Source organism: Peterkaempfera podocarpi, from assembly GCF_042466665.1.
In the GTDB taxonomy this organism is placed as follows: Bacteria; Actinomycetota; Actinomycetes; order Streptomycetales; family Streptomycetaceae; genus Peterkaempfera; species Peterkaempfera podocarpi.
Map to the genome: position 1 here is coordinate 7,039,829 of NZ_CP162102.1, position 16,976 is coordinate 7,056,804.

The following is a 16,976-nucleotide window of genomic DNA, read 5'->3' on the forward strand; positions in this document are numbered from 1 at the left end:
CATGGGTGCAATAGGCTCGGGAGCTGTGACTACGGCGCGACTGGCGGACATCGCGGTGCAGGCGGGGGTTAGCGAAGCCACCGTCTCCCGCGTCCTCAACGGCAAGGCAGGGGTATCGGCTGCGACCAGGCAGACGGTGCTCGCGGCACTCGACGTGCTCGGCTACGAACGGCCGACCCGGCTGCGGCAGCGCAGCGCCGGACTGATCGGGCTGGTCACCCCAGAGCTCAACAACCCGATCTTCCCGGCGTTTGCACAGGTCATCGAGCAGGTGCTGAGTCGGCACGGGTACACGCCCGTGCTGTGCACCCAGACCCCCGGCGGGTCCACCGAGGACGAACTGGTGGAGATGTTGGTGGAGCGGGGGGTGTCCGGGATCGTCTTTGTCTCCGGACTGCACGCCGACACCACGGCCGACCACGACCGGTACGCCAAGCTGACCGGCCGTCAGGTGCCGTTTGTGCTGATCGACGGTTACAGCGACCGGATCTCGGCGCCGTTCGTCTCCCCGGACGACCGCGCCGCGATGCGGATGGCGGTCCAGCACCTGGTGGAGCTGGGCCATGAGCGGATCGGCCTGGCCGTCGGCCAGCGCCGCTACGTTCCGGCGCTGCGCAAGGTGGAGGGCTTCACCGCGGCCCTGCGGGACGTGCTGGGGCAGTCCCCCGAGCAGGCCGAGTCCGCGGTGCAGCACACCCTCTTCAGCGTGGAGGGCGGCCACGCCGCCGCGGGGGCCCTGCTGGACACGGGCTGCACGGCGATCGTCTGCGCCAGCGACATGATGGCCCTGGGTGCCATCCGCGCGGTGCGGCAGCGCGGGCTCAGTGTGCCGCAGGACGTCTCGGTGGTCGGCTTCGACGACTCACCGCTGATCGCCTTCACCGAGCCGCCGCTCACCACCATCCGCAAGCCCGTGGAGGCCATGGCCACCGCGGCCGTGGACGCGCTGCTGGAGGAGGTCGGCGGCAACCCGGCGCAGCGCGCCGAGTTCATGTTCCAGCCCGAACTGGTGGTACGCGGCTCCACCGCCGCAGCCCCGCGCGACTGACCCGGCACCGGTCCGGACCGGAGACCCCGGCCCGGACCGGTGTGGCTGCCCGGACCGGTGTGGCTGCCCGGACCGGTGTGACTGCCCGGACCGGTGACTGGCAGGACCGGTGTGGCTGGCCGAGCCGGGGAGGGCGCGTGCGTCCGCCTCGCGCCGGAGCAACGCCGTGCGCGCCCTCCGGTGCGCGCACGGCCGTGCAGGGGGCGCTTGCTCCGCCGTACCCCCTCAACCGTCACCGCGCGCCCCCAGGGCCTCCCACGGCCGCCCGGTCAGCCCACCGGTGGTTCCGGACAAACCGCGGCATCGCCCCCATCTCCTGCCTAAGCTGCTGAGCGTCAGCTGGAGCACAGCCGTCTGGGGGGACGCAGCATGGGCCGGGACCAGGACCGGGACCAGGACACCGAGAGCCAACCGCCGCCGGAGCCGCCGCACCGGGCCGGAGTGGACCGCCGCACCGCACTGCGCTGGGCCGCAGCAGGCACCGCGCTCGCCGCCGCCGTGGTGGGGGAGGAGGCGCTGCGCCGCACCCTCACCGGCGACGGCCGTGCCCTCGCGGGCAACGGTGCCGCGCCCAGCAGCACCGCCGGCGCTCCGGCCGCACCGCCGCCCAACCGCCCCGGCACCGGCAGTGGTACCGCCACCGCCACCGGCCAGGGGCGACGCTGGTCGGACCCCGCCGGATGGGGCGGCCGGGTGCCGGGGCCGCACGACACCGTGCACATCCGGGACAGCGTCCTGCTGGACACCGATGCCGCGGTCGCCGGGCTGACCGTCGACGCCGGCGGCTCACTGACCGCCGACCCCGCCCGCACCCTCACCCTCACCGCCACCGGCAGCGTCATCGTCAAGGGCACCCTGGCGCTGGCCCCCGCCGACGCCGCCACGGTGCACACCCTCCGCTTCACCGGGATCGACGAGCAGCGGCTGCAGGGCGGCGGTATGACCGTCGTCCCGGAGGACACCGGACTGTGGATCACCGGCGACGGCCGGCTGGTGCTGGACGGCGCCGCCAAGACCGCCTGGGCACGCGCGGCGGGGCCGCTGCGCGCCGGGGACCGGTCCATCACCCTCGCCGCCGTGCCGCAGGGCTGGCGGGCCGGCGACGAGATCGCGGTGACCCCCACCGCGCCCCCCACCGAGGACGACTTCTCCACCGGCTACGACCTGCTGAGGGTGCGGTCCGTCAGCGGACGCACCGTCACCCTGGACGGCCCGCTCGGCCACTCCCACCCCCGGGTCGCCATGGGCGGGGGCACCACCGTCGGCGCCGAGGTCCTCAACCTCTCCCGCAACGTCCGGGTCGAGGGCACCCCCGGCGGCCGGGCCCACATCCATGTCACCAGCTCCCACCGCCAGGACGTCCGGCACGCCGCGCTGCGCTGGCTCGGCCCCCGTACCCGCACCGGTGAGACCTGGACCTCCCCGCAGGGCCCCGCGCCGGTCACCGCCCCGGTGCTCGGCCGTTATGCGCTGCACTTCCACATGCTGGGGGACGCCTCCCGCGGCACCACCGTGGAGGGCGTGGTGGTGCGGGACGGCGGCAACCACGCCTTTGTGCCGCACGGCAGCCACGGCATCACCTTCCGCAGCTGCATCAGCCATGACACCTGGGAGGACGCCTACTGGTGGGACGGGGCCCCGGACACCCGCACCCCGCAGGGGCCCTCCCATGACATCCGCTACGACTCCTGTGTGGCCTCCAGGACCCGGAGCGAGCCGGAGTTCCGGGCCTACCGGCTGACCGGCTTCAGCCTGGGCGCGGGACACGGCAGCAGCGCGGAGGACTGCGTGGCGGTGGGGGTGCAGGGGGCAGAGGACGCCTCGGGCTACGAGTGGCCCGAGGGCGGCGAGGGCGTCTGGACGTTCCGGCGCTGCCTGGCCCACAACAACCTCCAGGACGGCGTCTTCGTCTGGCTCAACACCTCACAGCACCATGTGATCGAGGACTTCGTCGCCTACCACAACGGCGGGTGGGGCATCGAGCACGGCGCCTACCTCAATGACTTCACGTACCGCAGCAGTGTGCTGCACGGCAATGCGAGCGGCGGGATCGCGGTCCACTCGCTCGGCCGGGGCCGGGGCACCGTCTTCGACGGCATCCTGGTGGACGCTGCCGGGCTCTCCGACTTCGCCGTCGCCACCGCACGCCACCAGCTCGCCGGCGACCCGGTCACCCTCAGCCGGTGCCGCTTCAGCGGCTACCGCAAGGCCGGGGTGGCCTTCCGTGCCACCCGTGACGGCGCACCCGACAACGTCGAGGTGCTCGACTGCTCCTTCGACGGCAACCAGCTGTGGCTGGATCCGCAGGCCCCGGCCCCGCACAGCATCGTCTTCCGGGAGGCGGGCGACGCCGCGGCCGTGGACGTGCTGACGGCGGGCTCGGGCGGCCGGGGCGTCCCGGCCTGGAACGCCGCCACCCGCCCGGCCGATGTCACCGCGTCCGCGCGTACCCCGCTCACCCCGCGCATCGGCCTGGCCCCGGCAGCCGCCCCCACCCGGCGGCTGCCCGGCTGAGGCCGGGAACGCCGCGGGGGCGGTGGTGCACGGACTCGCCGTGCACCACCGCCCCCGCGAGAGAGTCAGACCGCGGGAACCGGCCGGCCGGGCTGCTCCTGGGCCACGCCCAGGGTCGCCAGATACATGGAGACGATCAGCCTGCCGATCGCCGGGTAGGCGCCGAGCGGCTCCGCCGCCGGGCAGCCCGCCTCCTCGGCCACCGTGCGGACCAGCTCCGCGTCGGCCTCCGGGCCGATCACAAACGGCGCCAGCGCCGGTCGCGACGCGCCCGTCTCCCGCAGGTGCTCGGCCGCCGCGGCGACCGAACCGGGCACATCCAGCGCGGCGGCGACCACCGGCACGGCCAGCCGTGCGGCCAGCAGTACTCCGGTGATCCCGGCCGCCTGGGCGGCCTCCTCGCCGCCGACCGCGGCGAGGATCACGCCGTCGGCCGCGGTGGCCACGCTGAACAGCCGTGCGCGGTCGGCACGGGCCAGCCCCGCCTCCGACAGCCGCACATGCACCGCCTCGGCGAGCAGCGGGTGCGGGCCCAGCGCCTCCGTCACCACGGCGCCGGTGGTGGCCGCGATCTCATGGAGGGCCGCAAGGGATCCCTCGTCCGGTCCGGGCAGCAGCGGCACGACCACGGGGGCGGGCCTGCCCGCCTCCGCGGCCCGGGCCAGCAGCTGGGGCACGGTGACGCCGTCGGCGTCATCCGAGGCCGCTGTGTACCCGGCGGTCACATCGATGCCCGGCTGTTCACCGCGCACGATGGAGACGATCTCGTCGACGAGCCGCCGTACCTCTTCCTCAGCGGCGGCAGGCACGGCGAGCAGCAGCGCCGGGGCGCCCTCGGGTATCTCGGGGCGCTCGGGGCGGCGGTGGCGCCCCCGGGCGGGGGAGCCGGGGGGAGTACGGACGGGCAGCGGGGTGCCCGGGGTGGCGGCAGAGCTCATGGCGACCGATCGTAGGTCATCAGGGTGAGCCTGCGGCAGCGGGCTCCCGCAACCGGCGCGCCGTCTTGGGGACAAGAAGGTCAGCGCCTCTTAAAAGGGCTGAAACGGTCACCCTTCGATCATCCCCGGTCGACTCCCCATGCCTGACGAACGCTTCGGTGCGACCGGGGTGACCAGCCGTCATACCGGCGTACGCGCCCGCTGCGCCCCGCGCGCCCGGCGGGCTGCTCAACCGCCCAGTCGGAAGCCCAGCGGGAACAGCCCGGGCACCGCGACAGGGAGCCGCCCGGTCGCCGTGCCGCGGCCGGTGAGCACCCGGGCCATCGCCCGCATGGTCGCGGCGGACCAGGAGTAGCCGGCCAGTGCCGTGTGCACCCCGGGCAGCCGGGCGAGGTCGTAGGGGCCGCGGACCGCGATCTGCACCACCGGCCGCCCGGTCGCCAGCAGGGCGGCGACCAGCCGCTGCTGTGAGGGGTCCCGGTCGGCCCCGCCGGTGAGCACCACCACCGGGCCGTTGCCCGCCCGGGCGGCAGCGACGGCGGCGGCCACCGCGGCGCCGTCCGGCGCCGGACCGGTCGGCAGCGCCCTGGCGGGCCGGCCCAGCGCGGTCAGGGCCCGGGCCAGCTCGTGCACCGGCCGGCCGTCGGCGGTGCCGATCCCGGCGGGTCCGGTGCTGCCGGGCTCCCAGCCGGTCACCAGCAGCCGGCCGTCCGCTGCCGCGGGGAGCGGCACCGTGTGGGCGTCGTTGCGCAGCAGGGTGACACTGCGGTCGGCCACCGCATCGGCGACGGCCAGGTGCTCCGGGGTGCCCAGCAGCCGCGGGGCGTCCGCGGGCCGGGGGTAGTCGCGGTCGAAGAGCCGGTGGCGCAGTTTCAGCCGCAGCACCCGGGTCACCGACGCGTCGATCCGGCTCTCGGTCAGCTCACCGTCCTGGACGGCGTGCAGCACCGAGCGGTAGGCGAGCGGCAGGTCGGGCGGGTCCAGCAGCTGGTCGGCGCCCGCCTTGAGGGCCAGCACGGGAACCCGTGCGTCGCCGTAGCGTTCGCGGACGCCCGCCATGCCGAGGGAGTCGGTGACCACCACCCCGTCGAAGCGGAGGCGGTCGCGCAGCAGGCCGGTGATGATCGGCCGGGAGAGGGTGGCGGGATCGCCGGACGGGTCGAGGGCCGGGACCACGATGTGCGCGGTCATCACCGAGTCCACACCCTGCCGGATCGCGGCGGCGAACGGAGGGGCGTCCACCCGCTCCCACTCCGCGCGGCTGTGCCGGATCACCGGCAGGCCGGTGTGGCTGTCGGTGGAGGTGTCGCCGTGGCCGGGGAAGTGCTTGGCGGTGGAGACGGTGTCCGCCAGCCGCAGACCGTCGACCTGGGCGGCGGTCAGGCCCGCCACCGCCGTGGGGTCGGCGCCGAGGGAGCGGATGCCGATCACCGGGTTCGCGGGGTCGAGGTTGACGTCGGCGACCGGGGCGTAGTCCTGGTTGATGCCCAGTGCGGCGAGTTCGGTGCCGGTGACCCTGGCGGCGTCGCGGGCGTCGGCCGCCCGCCCCGAGGCGCCCAGCGCCATCGCACCGGGGAAGACGGTGGCCGGCGGGCCGATCCGGACCACGGAGCCCTGCTCCTGGTCGGTGGCGATCAGCAGCGGTACGGGGACGGGCAGCGCCCGGGCGGCGTGCTGCAGCCCGGCGGAGAGCGCGGCGGTGCTCTCGGGGCCGGTGAGGTTGCCCGCCCAGCCGAAGTAGACGACTCCGCCGAGCCGGTAGCGGGCGACGGCCTCGGCGCCCGAGGAGACGCCGAGTGCCCGCCGGTTCGCGGCGGCCTCGGCGGCGGAGGGGTGAGCGGCGTCGCTGCCGTACACCCGGCTGACGAAAAGCTGGCCCACCTTGTCCGCCAGGCTCATCCGGCCCAGCAGTGCGCGGATCCGGGCCTGGGTCTGCCGGTCGGTGCCGGGACCGGCGCTGCCGGCCGCCGCGGGGGAGGCGGCCGCCGTGCCGGGGGACGCCGCACCGGCCCGGGCGGGCGGGGCGCCCGACCGCGTGCCGAGCACCAGGGCGGCGGCGCCGGCCGCGGTGCCCAGGGCTCCCGCGGCGAGCAGGGCGATCGGCTTGGCCCTGCGGCTGAGGTGTCCGGGCTCCACGCACCCTCCGAGTGATGAGTCTCACACTGCCGCCGGTGACGGACCGTGTGCCGCCCTGATGACCGCTGAATTCCCGTCACCAGGAGCAGTGGGTTCCGAACGTACACGGAGTGTAGCTGCGGAGGCGTACGTTCCGAACGGCTATGTCCGCTTACGCTCTGTCAATTCGCTTTTCCGGAGGGGGTTCCGTCACTTCACGTACATCTATGTGCACAAGCAATTGCCTGTGCACATGCACGTGCACTCGGGTTATCATCACGTCCAGTGAGGCGGAGACCAGGACTTTCGCAGGGTGGACGGAGCCTGCCGGCCGCACGACCGAGACGCCGAGGAGTACGGCGGCACGCGAAGCACTCGCATTCCGGGAGTTTTCTATGCGCCACACATACAACGGCATGGCGGCCGCGGAGATCCGTGGCGTGGTCTGGCAGAAGAGCCGTCACAGCAACTCGCAGGGGAACTGTGTGGAGTTGGCGAGACTGCCCGGCGGTGATGTCGCCATGCGCAACTCCCGGTTCCCCGAGGGGCCGGCGCTGATCTATACCCGCGCGGAGATCGAGGCGCTGCTGCTTGGTGCCAAGGACGGGGAATTCGACCATCTCGTCCAGTGAGGACGGGCCCGCCCGGCAATGCCGGGCGGAACACGTCAGGGGCCGCCACCGGAGGATCCGGTGGCGGCCCCTGACGTTGTGCATGCTCAGGCCCGGCGGTGCCTGCCGCCGCCGCTGTCGGCGGGTGCGGCGGCCCCGTGGGAGTCGAAGAGCGCCCAGACCACCTTCCCCGCACCGGCCAGCGGGTGCCAGCCCCAGGAGTGGCTGAAGGAGTCGACCAGATGGAGCCCCCGGCCGGACTCGGCTATGTAGTCGGCGTCCCGGGCCACCGGACCGGTGCTGCTGGGGTCGCTCACCGCACAGACCACCTGCGGGGAGCGGTGCACCAGACTGATCCGGATCGGCAGGTCGGGGCTGTCGGACTGGCCCTGCCGCGGGATGCGGCCCTCGGGGTCACCCGCTCTGAGGTGCAGTGCATGCCGAAGAGCGTTGGTCACCAGCTCGGAGGCCACCAGGGCGACATCGTCGAACAGGTCGGCGAGCCCCCATCTCTGCAATGAGCTGCGCGTGAAGTCACGAGCCGCCTTCACCGCCTCGTAGCGAGGGATGAGTGTGCAGGTGACCACGTCCGGGTCGGCCGTGAGTGCCGGACCGGCGCCCATGAACAGCTCCTCCCATAAAGGGGTGGACACAGCGGGACCCGCCGGGGTCATGCGGGACACCTCCGCCTCGGTCGGCCGGGGCGTCCGCGCGCGGCCGCCCCCCTCCGGAATCGCGGGGGCGCGTTCCGGCCGGTGAGCGGTGTCTCGCGTGGGGTGACGCGGTCCCCGCAGGGTTGCCAGTGGGTGTGCATGTGCACGTGCACCATGGTCCTCTTTGCTAACGGCAGATGCAAGGGCCGATTCACGTGCAGGTGTACGACTGGCATATGCGTGTAGCGGATGCACGTGCATCCGACTCTGCATGCGCAAGAATCTGACACATCCGCATGCCAGTACGGGCACCGCTCGCAGCCAGGTAGTGGCAGACTGTGCGCTGTTTTCGTCGGGTGGAGGTTTGACCGCATGACCACAGTTCAGCCGGGGGGCGGCTCGATGGTGCGCCGGATCCTCCTCGGCTCCCAGCTGCGCCGGCTCCGTGAGGCCAAGGGCATCACCCGCGAGGACGCGGGCTACACCATCCGTGCCTCCGAGTCGAAGATCAGCCGCATGGAGTTGGGCCGCGTGAGCTTCAAGGAGCGCGACGTGGCGGATCTGCTCAGCCTCTACGGGGTGGTCGACGAGGCCGAGCGTGAGGCGCTGCTCGGCCTGGTGCGCGAGGCCAACAAGTCCGGCTGGTGGCACAGCTTCAGCGATGTCCTGCCGGGGTGGTTCCAGACCTATGTGGGCCTGGAGGAGGCCGCTGCCCTCATCCGCACCTATGAGCTGCAGTTCGTCCCCGGCCTGCTGCAGAGCGAGGAGTACGCGCGCGCGGTCTTCGGGCTCGCCCGGCCGGCCATCGGCGACGACGAGATCGAGCGCCGCGTCGGACTGCGGATGCGGCGTCAGAAGCTGCTGGCCGCAGGCGACTCGCCGCGGCTCTGGGCGGTCATCGACGAGGCCGCCCTGCGCCGCCCCGTCGGCGGCCCCGAGGTGATGCGCGGCCAGGTGCAGTATCTGATCGACATCGCGGAGCAGCCCAATGTGGTGATCCAGGTGATGCCCTTCCGGTTCGGCTGCCACGCCGCGGAGAGCGGCGCCTTCACCATTCTGCGGTTCCCCGAGCAGGACCTCGCCGACGTGGTCTACCTGGAGCAGCTCACCAGCGCCCTGTACCTCGACAAGCGCGATGACGTGGACTCCTATGTCCAGGTCATGGAGCGGCTCTGCGTCGACAGCCTGACCCCGGAGCGCACCGTCGAACTGCTGCGGTCGATCATCGCGGAGGGCTGACCTGCCCTCGGTTCCGCGGCCCGCCCGGCGGCCGCGGCCGGGGCGGGGAGCCCAGCTCCCAGGCAAGCCCGTACCGGGCGAACAGGTCCGCCCGGATCGGGACCAGCGGTGTCTCCGCTCCGGGCAGCAGCACACCCATGCAGCCGCCCATCAGTGAGCTGCGCAGTACCGCGTGGTCGGCCGCCGGATCGGCGGAGCCGCGCAGCCGCAGCACCTCCTGCAGCAGCGCACCCAGCTGCTGCTGCTCAGGGTCCTGGACGAACCCCCCGGTGTCCGGGTCCAGGATCAGCGCCAGATGAGAGCGCATCAGCCGCGGGTGCTCCAGGGCGAAGCCCAGGATCGCGTCGACCGCGCAGGCCAGCCGGTCGTCGGCGGAGGCCGCCACGGGCAGCCGGTCCAGTGCCGCGGCCAGGTGCAGATGCATCTCGCGGTGCACGGCGGACTGCAGCAGCAGCCGCTTGCCCGAGAAGTAGTACGACACCAGACCGCGGGCGAGGCCCGCGCGCGCGGCGATGTCGGCCAGCGTGGTGCCGGCATACCCCTGGCGGTCGACGAGTTCGGCGGTGGCCCGCATGATGCGCTCGCGCGAACGCCTGCGCATCTCCTCATTGACCGACGACCGTCGAGGTGACATGGTGCTCCTACGTTGGTTGGCTCCCAGTCAATATACGGTGCGCACACCGACGGAGGCCGGGGTCCGAGGTCTGCATCCGGCGGTTTCGCCACGCCCCCGACCCGGGGCCTGCTCACCGAAGCGGGGGATCGGTGAGCAGGCCACCGCTCCGGCTGCGGGCCCGCCCCGCCGCCCTGCGCACCCCATGGCCGCCATCGGGCGGCCGGGTCTGCCGTGGGGGAGGAGCGGGCCTGAACGCGCCCGACAGCGCCCAGGGGCGCGGGGAGCCGTCCGGATCCGGTGCGCCTGAGCGGCGGTCCGGTCGTAGGTCTCCCCGCGCCCCTGGGCGGTTCCCGGCGGAGCGCCGGGGCCCCTGCGTGCTGTGGGCGGTGCCTGGCGGGCTGTGCGTCGTGCGGACCCCGCGGATCAGCGTCGCGCGGGGGCCGCAGCCGGCTCGGCGGTGTCGGCGGTCTCCGGCTGCGGCTGCAGCGGGATCGCCGCGGTGGCGGCGGCCCGGGTGGCCGAGACCAGCTGCCGTCGCTCCAGCACCGCGCCGACCAGGGTCGCCAGCAGGCCGACCAGTGCCACACCGGTCACCAGGGCGATCGCCGGGCGGTAGCCGTCCAGCTGCGCCTGCGCCGAGGTGCCGCCCCCGCTGCCCGCCGTCACCACTGCGGTGACCACGGCGAGCACCACCGCACCGCCGACCTGGAAGGCCGTGTTGACCAGGCCGGAGGCCAGGCCCTGCTCCTCGTCGGCGACCCCGTTGGTGGCGGCTATGTTGAGCGATGGGATGCACAGGGCGCAGGCGATGCCGATCAGCAGCATGCTGGGCAGCACCAGACCGGCGTACGAGCCGTGCTCACCGATCCGCAGGAAGAGCGCATAGCCGGCGACCAGGGAGAGGAAGCCCGCCACCATCAGCCGGGTGGTGCCGAAGCGGTCCACGATGGCGCCCATCCGGGTGGAGGCCACCGCGACCAGCAGCCCGGCGGGCAGGAAGCCCAGCGCCATCTCCAGCGCCGACCAGCCGAGCAGGGTCTGCAGATACAGCGTGGCGACGAACTGGAAGCCGGTGTAGGTGCCGAAGAAGGCGAGCGCGGCCAGGTTCGCCCGGGTGACGCCGCCGTTGCGGAAGATGCCGAGCCGGACCAGGGGGTGTGCGGTGCGCCGCTCCACGGCCACAAAGGCGGTGAAGAGGGCCGCGACGGCCACCAGGGAGAGCACGGTCCGTGCGCTGGCCCAGCCGGCGCCCTGGGCCTCGGTGACGGTGTAGACGAGGAGCAGCAGTCCGCCGGTGGCGGTCACCGCGCCGGCCAGGTCGTAGCCGCCCCCGGTGCGCTCGGGCGCCGTCTGGCGGGGGATCAGCCGCAGACCGGCGACCAGAGCCAGCAGGGCGACCGGTACGGGGAGAGGAAGGTCCAGCGCCAGCCCACCTCGGTGAGCAGTCCGCTGAGCACCAGGCCGAGGGAGAAGCCGCTGGCTCCGCAGGTGGTGTAGATCGACAGCGCCCGGTTGCGGGCCGGGCCCTCGGCGAAGGTGGTGGTGATGATCGACAGTCCGGCCGGGGCGGTGAAGGCCGCGCTGACGCCCTTGAGGAAGCGGGAGGCGATCAGCAGTCCGCCGCTGTCGACCAGTCCGCCGATCAGGGAGGCGGCGGCGAAGACGGCGAGGGCGACCAGGAAGACCCGGCGGCGGCCGAGCAGGTCGGCGGCGCGTCCGCCGAGCATCAGCAGTCCGCCGTAGCCGAGGACATAGCCGCTGACCACCCATTGCAGGGTGGCGGTGGAGAGGTCGAGTTCGGTGCGGATGGAGGGGAGCGCCACGCCCACCATCGAGACGTCGAGGGCGTCGAGGAACAAGGCGGCGCAGAGGACGACGAGGGTGCCCCACAGGCGAGGGCTCCAGCGCTCTTCGGTCGAGGTCATGGAGAGCAGACTACATGCACATGCATCCAATGCATGTGAATTTAATGTTTCCGCATTAAGTTCATGTGCAGCTGCTACCATGGCAACGTGCCTGACCTGGATGCCCGCGCCGAGAGGGCCCTTGTGACGGAGTGGCGCGACCTGCTCGCCCGCCACGCCGCCACCGCGTGCGCCCTCGACCGCGAACTCAATGACCGCCATGGACTCGGTATGAGCGAGTTCGAGGTGCTGGAGCGGCTGGCCGAGAGCGTCGGCGGCGGCTGTGCGCAGCTGCGCGTCCAGGAGCTGGCCGGCGCCGTGCATCTGAGCCAGAGCGCACTCTCCCGGCTGATCGGACGGCTGGAGAAGGACGGCCTGGTCGAGCGGGCCATGTGCGACGCCGACCGGCGGGGCATCTTCGTCTCGCTCACCCCGGCCGGCCGCAGCCGCTACGACGAGGCCCGGCCCACCCAGCGCGAGGTGCTGGCGCGGACGCTCACCCCGCTGCCGGCCGATATCGGCTGATCGCCGGCCCCGAGTCGGGGGCGGTCAGCCGCGCCCGCCGGTCCGCTCCAGCGGGCCCGGCGTCGGGGCGTCGCCGGCGTCCTCCGGGCCGGCGTCCGGCATCGCCGGATGGCGGCCGATCACCACCACCCCCAGCACGATGCAGAGCAGGCCCACGGCCTCCCAGGTCATGGCGCCCGAGGTGACCCGCAGCCGGTCGCCCAGAAAGCCCACCCCGCAGGCGATCCCGGCCAGCGGCTGGGCGGCGGTCAGCGCCGGCAGCGACATCCTCAGCGGCGCCGCCTCGAAGGCGCTCTGCACCAGGATCAGCCCCAGAACCCCGATCGCCGCCACCGTGTACGGCTCCCAGCCGCGCAGCGCGCCGCCCAGCCCGAGGGAGTCGATCCGCTGCGCGGTGGTCCGGGTGAGCGCGTCCTGCAACCCGTAGAGCAGGCCGGCGGCCAGCGCCAGCGGTGTCGCCCTGGCGGCCAGGGGCAGGCCGCGGGAGGTCGAGACCAGCAGCAGGGCCAGCCCCGCCACCACCCCCAGCACCAGCCAGTGCCGCAGCGCATCGGCCTCGGCGCCTCCGCCGCGCGGACGCCCCGCCAGGATGAAGGCGGCCACCCCCAGCGCCAGCAGCAGCACCCCGCCCCAGCCGGAGCGGCCCAGGCACTGCCGGGTCAGCAGCCGGGCCAGCGCCATGGCGAACAGCAGATTGGTCGCCAGCAGCGGCTCGACCAGGGACACCTCACCGCGGTCCAGCGCCAGGGCGCTCAGCGCCTGACCGCCGATCATGAACGTGATGCCGAGCAGCCACTCGGCATCTCTCACCAGCCCCAGCAGCAGTCGCCAGGAGAGGAAGTCCGCTCGCGGTGCGCGCTGCGCGGCATGCTGCTGGAGGACGAAACCCAGGCCGATACAGCAGGCGGCGCCCACACCGAGGACAAAGACGAGCACGGTCGAATCTCCCGGACGTACACCCCGGTCGCAGCCGCGCACATCGGACGCACGGCCCGCCCGGCCGGGGTGCGGCTGGAGCGGACAGTTCCCGGAAGCGTAACCCGAGCTGACCGTCCGCCAGAGCACGTCGTCCGCAGAAACCCCGCCGGGTCAGAGCAGTGCGTGCAGCCCCGGGGCGAGGACCAGCAGCACCGGCACGCCCAGCGTGGTCAGGCCGGCCGCGGTCAGCCGCAGCCGGTGCCGCACCGGCAGCCGCGGCTCACCGGCCAGCAGCCGGTCCACCCGGCGCGGCACCTCGGCCAGCTGCCCGCGGCAGTCGCCGAAGACCCCGCGCCCCTGGTTGAGCTCCACCAGGGCCAGTGCGGTGGCCAGCCGTCCATGGCGCCGGGAGGCGGCGTCGTCCGCCGCCAGCTCCACCAGCCGGCCCACCTCGTCACGGAACGCCCCGAACACCGCCACCCCGGGGAAGCCCGCCGCCAGCGCCTCGGCGGACTGCAGCAGCCAGTGGTGGCGGGCCCGCACATGGCCGCGCTCATGGTCCAGCACCGCGGCCAGCTCACGGTCGCTCAGCCTGCGCAGCGCACCGGTGGTCACCACCAGCCGGGCCGTGGGCCCGGGCAGCGACCAGGCCTCGGGCTGCACATCCTCCAGCACCACCAGCCGCTCGCGGGCCCGGTCCCGGTCCCCCTCGTACTCCTCGGCGCCGGGGGGCAACTCCGGGGCCAGCAGCGCCAGTTCGGCCTGCCGCCGACTGCGGGAGGCCCTTGCCAGCCGTACCTCCCTGGCCAGTGCGAACGCCGTGTGCAGGGCGCCGTAGGCCAGCAGCACGGCCGCCGCGGCGCCCCAGCGCTCGGTGCCCGCGAAGCCGTAGGCCTGCACCACCTCGTGCGGCGCCCCGGAGAAGAGCAACTCCCGCACCGCAGGCACAGCGGCGCACGCCGCCAGCGTCAGCCCGAGGCCGCAGCAGAGCAGCACCGAGACCACCAGGCACTGCCAGAGCCCCAGGGCCAGCACCGGTTCCCGCTCCGCCCACCCCGCCCGCACCAGCAGCCGCGGCATGGCCGTGGCCAGCAGCAGACAGAGCAGCATCAGGCCGAGCAGGGCTGTCATGGCAGCGGTCTCCCGGGGGACGTCGGCGCGCCACAGTGCGCGCGGCTCCAACCTAGGCGGCGGTGCCGCCCGACGGCAGAGGTTCCGCAGGGGCGTGACCAAGGACACGGCCCGGAGGGTGCCCGGCCGGCGGTCAGCCGGCGAGCAGCATCGAGAACATGCCGAGGCCCATCACCAGCCGGCAGGCCCTGGACATGCCGGGCATCTGCAGCAGGGTCCAGCCGCCCCGTCCGGCCACCGCATGCGCAGGGCGCAGCAGCCGGGTGCCGGTCCACAGCGCATAGCCGCCGAAGTACAGCAGCAGCAGCCCGCTGAGCAGCGGCACCGGATCAGCCGCGCTGCCCGCCATACCTGCCATGCCCGGCATGGCGTCATGGCCCGACTGCCCGGCCGGGCCGGTGGGTGCGGCCATCAGCAGCACCATGTAGACCATCGCCCCGGCGTCGACCGCATGGTGCAGCCGGTGCGCCCGGGCGCCGCGCCCGCCCCGGCGCAGCGCGGCGGCCGTGAACCAGGCCCCGGCTCCGGCGAAGACCGCGGCCCAGGCGGTCGGCGGCAGCCCGCCGTGATGGGCGGGCGGCAGTGCCATGACCGCCATACCCAGTCCCATCAGCGCCTCCGCCGCATCCGACTCGCGGCCGCCCGCGCCCCTGGCAGTGCCGTCGGTGCAGCCGGCCGCGGGGGCCGGTGCGCACAGCCGCGCCAGGCAGTAGAGGCCCGCGGCGCCCGTGAGCGCCGCGAGCAGCCAGCCGAGAACAGGAGCTCCGTGCATCGGCATCCCCTCCGGCCGGTGGCGGGTGATCGCCTGTCCACGGTCGCCGCCGCGGCCCGCGGCCAGCAGGGCGCGCGAGGGGGCGCACGGGGGTACCGCGGGGCGGGCCGGACGCGGGACCCGGCGCCACCGGTAGCCTCGACCGGGGCGGGCCGCCGCAGGGGGCGGCCCGGAAGCAGTGCAGAAAGGACCGGACCGTGGCGATCACCGAGCCCGACTCCGCCCTCACCTTCCGCGACGCGGAGCCGGCCGACATCCCCGCCGTGGTGGCGCTGGTGGAGTCCGCGTACCGCGGCGGCAGCACCGGCTGGACCACCGAGTCCCATCTGCTGGGCGGCCAGCGCACCGACCCCGACGGCGTGGCCGAGGTCATCGCCGCGGCGGACAGCCGGCTGCTGGCCGTGGAGTGGGACGGTGAGCTGCTGGCCTGCTGCCAGCTGGAACGGCGGGGCGCCACGGCCTACTTCGGGATGTTCTCGGTCCGCCCCGACCGGCAGGGCGGCGGCATCGGCCGGGCGGTGCTGGACGAGGCGGAGCGGATCGCCCGCACACAGTGGGGCGCGACCGCGATGGAGATGACGGTGATCGTCCAGCGGGAGGACCTGATCGCCTGGTACGAGCGGCGTGGCTACCGGCGCACCGGGGAGATGCTGCCCTTCCCCTACGGCGACGAGCGGTTCGGTGTGCCTCGCCGCCCCGATCTCCGCTTCGAACGGTTGGTCAAGCCGCTGGGGTGAGGGCGCCGAGTGGCGCGGATCACGTCCCCCGGCTAGTGCGGTCAGGTAAGCCTCATATAACTTAGGGCTGCCTTGCTTGAACCCTCCGTCCAACGCCTGGAGACCGCATGCCCGCCCGCCGCCTCACCGCAGCTTCTCTGCTCTCCCTTGCTGCGCTGTGCACCGTCGCCACCGGGTGCGCCCAGAAGTCGGACTCGGGCTCCTCCAACGACGCGATCAAGGTCGAGGCCGGCGACAGCTCCTGCCAGGTGTCCAGGACGGAGTTCCCGGCGGGCCCGGTCGATCTGGCGATCCGCAACTCCGGCTCCCGGGTCACCGAGGTGTATGTCTACGCCCCCGGCGACCGCATCATCACCGAGCGGGAGAACATCGGCCCCGGCACCAAGGCCACCATCACCGCGCAGATCAAGGCGGGCTCCTACGAGGTCGCCTGCAAGCCCGGGATGAAGGGCGACGGCATCCGTCAGAAGATCACCGTCACCGGCAAGGGCGCCCCCGCCAAGAACGACCCCCGGCTGGACAGCGCGGTCGCCTCGTACCGCACGTACGCGCAGGAGCAGGCGGACGCCACGATCCCCGTGGTGCAGCAGTTCGCGGACGCGGTCAAGGCGGGCGACATGGCGAAGGCCAAGTCGCTGTTCGCCCCCTCCCGGGTCGGCTGGGAGCGTACCGAGCCGGTCGCGGAGTCCTTCGGCGACATCGACCCCAAGACCGACACCCGTGAGGACGGTCTGGAGCCGGGCCAGAAGTGGACCGGCTGGCACAAGCTGGAGAAGTCCCTCTGGGCCGACGGCAAGGTCACCGACGACGACAAGAAGCTCGCCGACGAGCTGGTCGCCGATCTGACGGACTGGCAGAAGCGGATCGGGAAGGCCGACATCACCGCCACCTCGATGGCCAACGGTGCCAAGGAACTGCTGGACGAGGTCGCCACCGGCAAGGTCACCGGCGAGGAGGACCGCTACTCCCACACCGACCTCTCCGACTTCCAGGCCAATGTGGACGGCGCCGAGCAGGCCTACACCCTGCTGAAGCCGGTCGCGTCGGAGAAGGACGCGCAGCTCACCGCGACCCTCGACCGGGAGTTCGCCGCGCTGCAGACGCTGCTCGCCAAGTACCGCAAGGGCGACGGCTATGTCTCGTACGACAAGGTGACGCAGGCGGAGCGCAAGTCCTTCTCGGACGCCGTCAACGCGCTCGCCGAGCCGCTCTCCAAGCTCGCCGCCGCCGTCACCCGCTGACTCGAGAGGCCGAA

14 protein-coding genes and 1 pseudogene are annotated in these 16,976 nt (G+C 73.6%); 7 read left to right on the forward strand and 8 right to left on the reverse strand.

The window, feature by feature from the left end; translation table 11 throughout:
* Position 1 precedes the first annotated feature (1 nt).
* Together AB0761_RS30975 and AB0761_RS30980 are read left to right on the forward strand one after the other, a co-directional pair.
* Positions 2-1,048 carry a LacI family DNA-binding transcriptional regulator gene (locus tag AB0761_RS30975; RefSeq protein ID WP_377272474.1) on the forward strand — a complete coding sequence of 349 codons (1,047 nt, stop codon included), beginning with the start codon at positions 2-4 and terminating at the stop codon, positions 1,046-1,048.
* A gap of 369 nt (positions 1,049-1,417) precedes the next feature.
* A complete protein-coding gene (locus tag AB0761_RS30980; protein WP_377272476.1) occupies positions 1,418-3,562 on the forward strand; it encodes a right-handed parallel beta-helix repeat-containing protein in 2,145 nt (714 codons plus the stop codon).
* 65 nt (positions 3,563-3,627) lie between these two features.
* On the opposite strand, the gene AB0761_RS30985 is transcribed toward AB0761_RS30980, so the two are convergent.
* Both AB0761_RS30985 and AB0761_RS30990 read right to left on the reverse strand, forming a co-directional pair.
* Positions 3,628-4,500: a sirohydrochlorin chelatase gene (locus tag AB0761_RS30985; RefSeq protein WP_377272477.1), complete on the reverse strand. Its 873-nt coding sequence runs from the start codon at positions 4,498-4,500 to the stop codon at positions 3,628-3,630.
* A gap of 228 nt (positions 4,501-4,728) precedes the next feature.
* A complete protein-coding gene (locus AB0761_RS30990; RefSeq protein ID WP_377272478.1) occupies positions 4,729-6,636 on the reverse strand; it encodes a glycoside hydrolase family 3 protein in 1,908 nt (635 codons plus the stop codon).
* A 374-nt stretch (positions 6,637-7,010) separates the two neighbouring features.
* Here AB0761_RS30990 and AB0761_RS30995 point away from each other — a divergent pair, with 374 nt between their 5' ends.
* Positions 7,011-7,247, forward strand: coding sequence for a DUF397 domain-containing protein (locus tag AB0761_RS30995; protein ID WP_377272479.1), 237 nt, complete (start codon positions 7,011-7,013; stop codon positions 7,245-7,247).
* A gap of 86 nt (positions 7,248-7,333) precedes the next feature.
* Here AB0761_RS30995 and AB0761_RS31000 read toward each other — a convergent pair whose 3' ends face one another.
* Entirely contained in the window at positions 7,334-7,849 is a 516-nt protein-coding gene (locus tag AB0761_RS31000) for an ATP-binding protein (protein WP_377272480.1), read from the reverse strand.
* Between the two features lie 402 nt (positions 7,850-8,251).
* Between AB0761_RS31000 and AB0761_RS31005 the strand changes: the two genes are divergently transcribed.
* Positions 8,252-9,118 (forward strand): helix-turn-helix domain-containing protein, encoded by an 867-nt coding sequence (locus AB0761_RS31005; RefSeq protein ID WP_377272481.1) that lies wholly within the window; start codon positions 8,252-8,254, stop codon positions 9,116-9,118.
* Here the strand turns inward: AB0761_RS31005 and AB0761_RS31010 are convergent.
* Both AB0761_RS31010 and AB0761_RS31015 read right to left on the reverse strand, forming a co-directional pair.
* The gene (locus AB0761_RS31010; protein ID WP_377272482.1) at positions 9,102-9,752 is read right to left on the reverse strand and encodes a TetR/AcrR family transcriptional regulator; all 651 of its coding nucleotides are present in this window, start codon (positions 9,750-9,752) and stop codon (positions 9,102-9,104) included. The two genes, AB0761_RS31005 and AB0761_RS31010, sit on opposite strands and share 17 nt — an antisense overlap.
* Positions 9,753-10,157: 405 nt before the next feature.
* Positions 10,158-11,659: pseudogene (locus AB0761_RS31015) on the reverse strand (MFS transporter).
* Positions 11,660-11,746: 87 nt separating this feature from the next.
* Between AB0761_RS31015 and AB0761_RS31020 the strand changes: the two are divergent.
* Positions 11,747-12,163, forward strand: a complete 417-nt coding sequence (locus tag AB0761_RS31020; protein ID WP_377272483.1) for a MarR family winged helix-turn-helix transcriptional regulator — start codon at positions 11,747-11,749, stop codon at positions 12,161-12,163.
* A 24-nt stretch (positions 12,164-12,187) separates the two neighbouring features.
* On the opposite strand, the gene AB0761_RS31025 is transcribed toward AB0761_RS31020, so the two are convergent.
* From AB0761_RS31025 to AB0761_RS31035, 3 genes are all read right to left on the reverse strand, one after another.
* Entirely contained in the window at positions 12,188-13,099 is a 912-nt protein-coding gene (locus AB0761_RS31025) for a DMT family transporter (RefSeq protein WP_377272484.1), read from the reverse strand.
* A gap of 153 nt (positions 13,100-13,252) precedes the next feature.
* Positions 13,253-14,212 carry a M56 family metallopeptidase gene (locus AB0761_RS31030; RefSeq protein WP_377272485.1) on the reverse strand — a complete coding sequence of 320 codons (960 nt, stop codon included), beginning with the start codon at positions 14,210-14,212 and terminating at the stop codon, positions 13,253-13,255.
* A gap of 133 nt (positions 14,213-14,345) precedes the next feature.
* Positions 14,346-14,984 (reverse strand): DUF5134 domain-containing protein, encoded by a 639-nt coding sequence (locus AB0761_RS31035; RefSeq protein WP_377272487.1) that lies wholly within the window; start codon positions 14,982-14,984, stop codon positions 14,346-14,348.
* Positions 14,985-15,181: 197 nt separating this feature from the next.
* Here AB0761_RS31035 and AB0761_RS31040 point away from each other — a divergent pair, with 197 nt between their 5' ends.
* Both AB0761_RS31040 and efeO read left to right on the forward strand, forming a co-directional pair.
* Positions 15,182-15,721 (forward strand): GNAT family N-acetyltransferase, encoded by a 540-nt coding sequence (locus tag AB0761_RS31040; RefSeq protein ID WP_377272488.1) that lies wholly within the window; start codon positions 15,182-15,184, stop codon positions 15,719-15,721.
* 107 nt (positions 15,722-15,828) lie between these two features.
* Positions 15,829-16,962 (forward strand): iron uptake system protein EfeO, encoded by a 1,134-nt coding sequence (efeO, locus tag AB0761_RS31045; protein WP_377272490.1) that lies wholly within the window; start codon positions 15,829-15,831, stop codon positions 16,960-16,962.
* Positions 16,963-16,976 lie beyond the last annotated feature (14 nt).

Coding starts and splice junctions, on each gene's coding strand:
- AB0761_RS30985 (WP_377272477.1), bottom strand. CDS start 4,500: ATGAGCTCTGCCGCCACCCCGGGCACCCCGCTGCCCGTCCGTACTCCC.
- AB0761_RS30980 (WP_377272476.1), top strand. CDS start 1,418: ATGGGCCGGGACCAGGACCGGGACCAGGACACCGAGAGCCAACCGCCG.
- AB0761_RS30995 (WP_377272479.1), top strand. CDS start 7,011: ATGCGCCACACATACAACGGCATGGCGGCCGCGGAGATCCGTGGCGTG.
- AB0761_RS31035 (WP_377272487.1), bottom strand. CDS start 14,984: ATGCACGGAGCTCCTGTTCTCGGCTGGCTGCTCGCGGCGCTCACGGGC.
- efeO (WP_377272490.1), top strand. CDS start 15,829: ATGCCCGCCCGCCGCCTCACCGCAGCTTCTCTGCTCTCCCTTGCTGCG.
- AB0761_RS31000 (WP_377272480.1), bottom strand. CDS start 7,849: ATGGGCGCCGGTCCGGCACTCACGGCCGACCCGGACGTGGTCACCTGC.
- AB0761_RS31010 (WP_377272482.1), bottom strand. CDS start 9,752: ATGTCACCTCGACGGTCGTCGGTCAATGAGGAGATGCGCAGGCGTTCG.
- AB0761_RS30975 (WP_377272474.1), top strand. CDS start 2: ATGGGTGCAATAGGCTCGGGAGCTGTGACTACGGCGCGACTGGCGGAC.
- AB0761_RS31030 (WP_377272485.1), bottom strand. CDS start 14,212: ATGACAGCCCTGCTCGGCCTGATGCTGCTCTGTCTGCTGCTGGCCACG.
- AB0761_RS31005 (WP_377272481.1), top strand. CDS start 8,252: ATGACCACAGTTCAGCCGGGGGGCGGCTCGATGGTGCGCCGGATCCTC.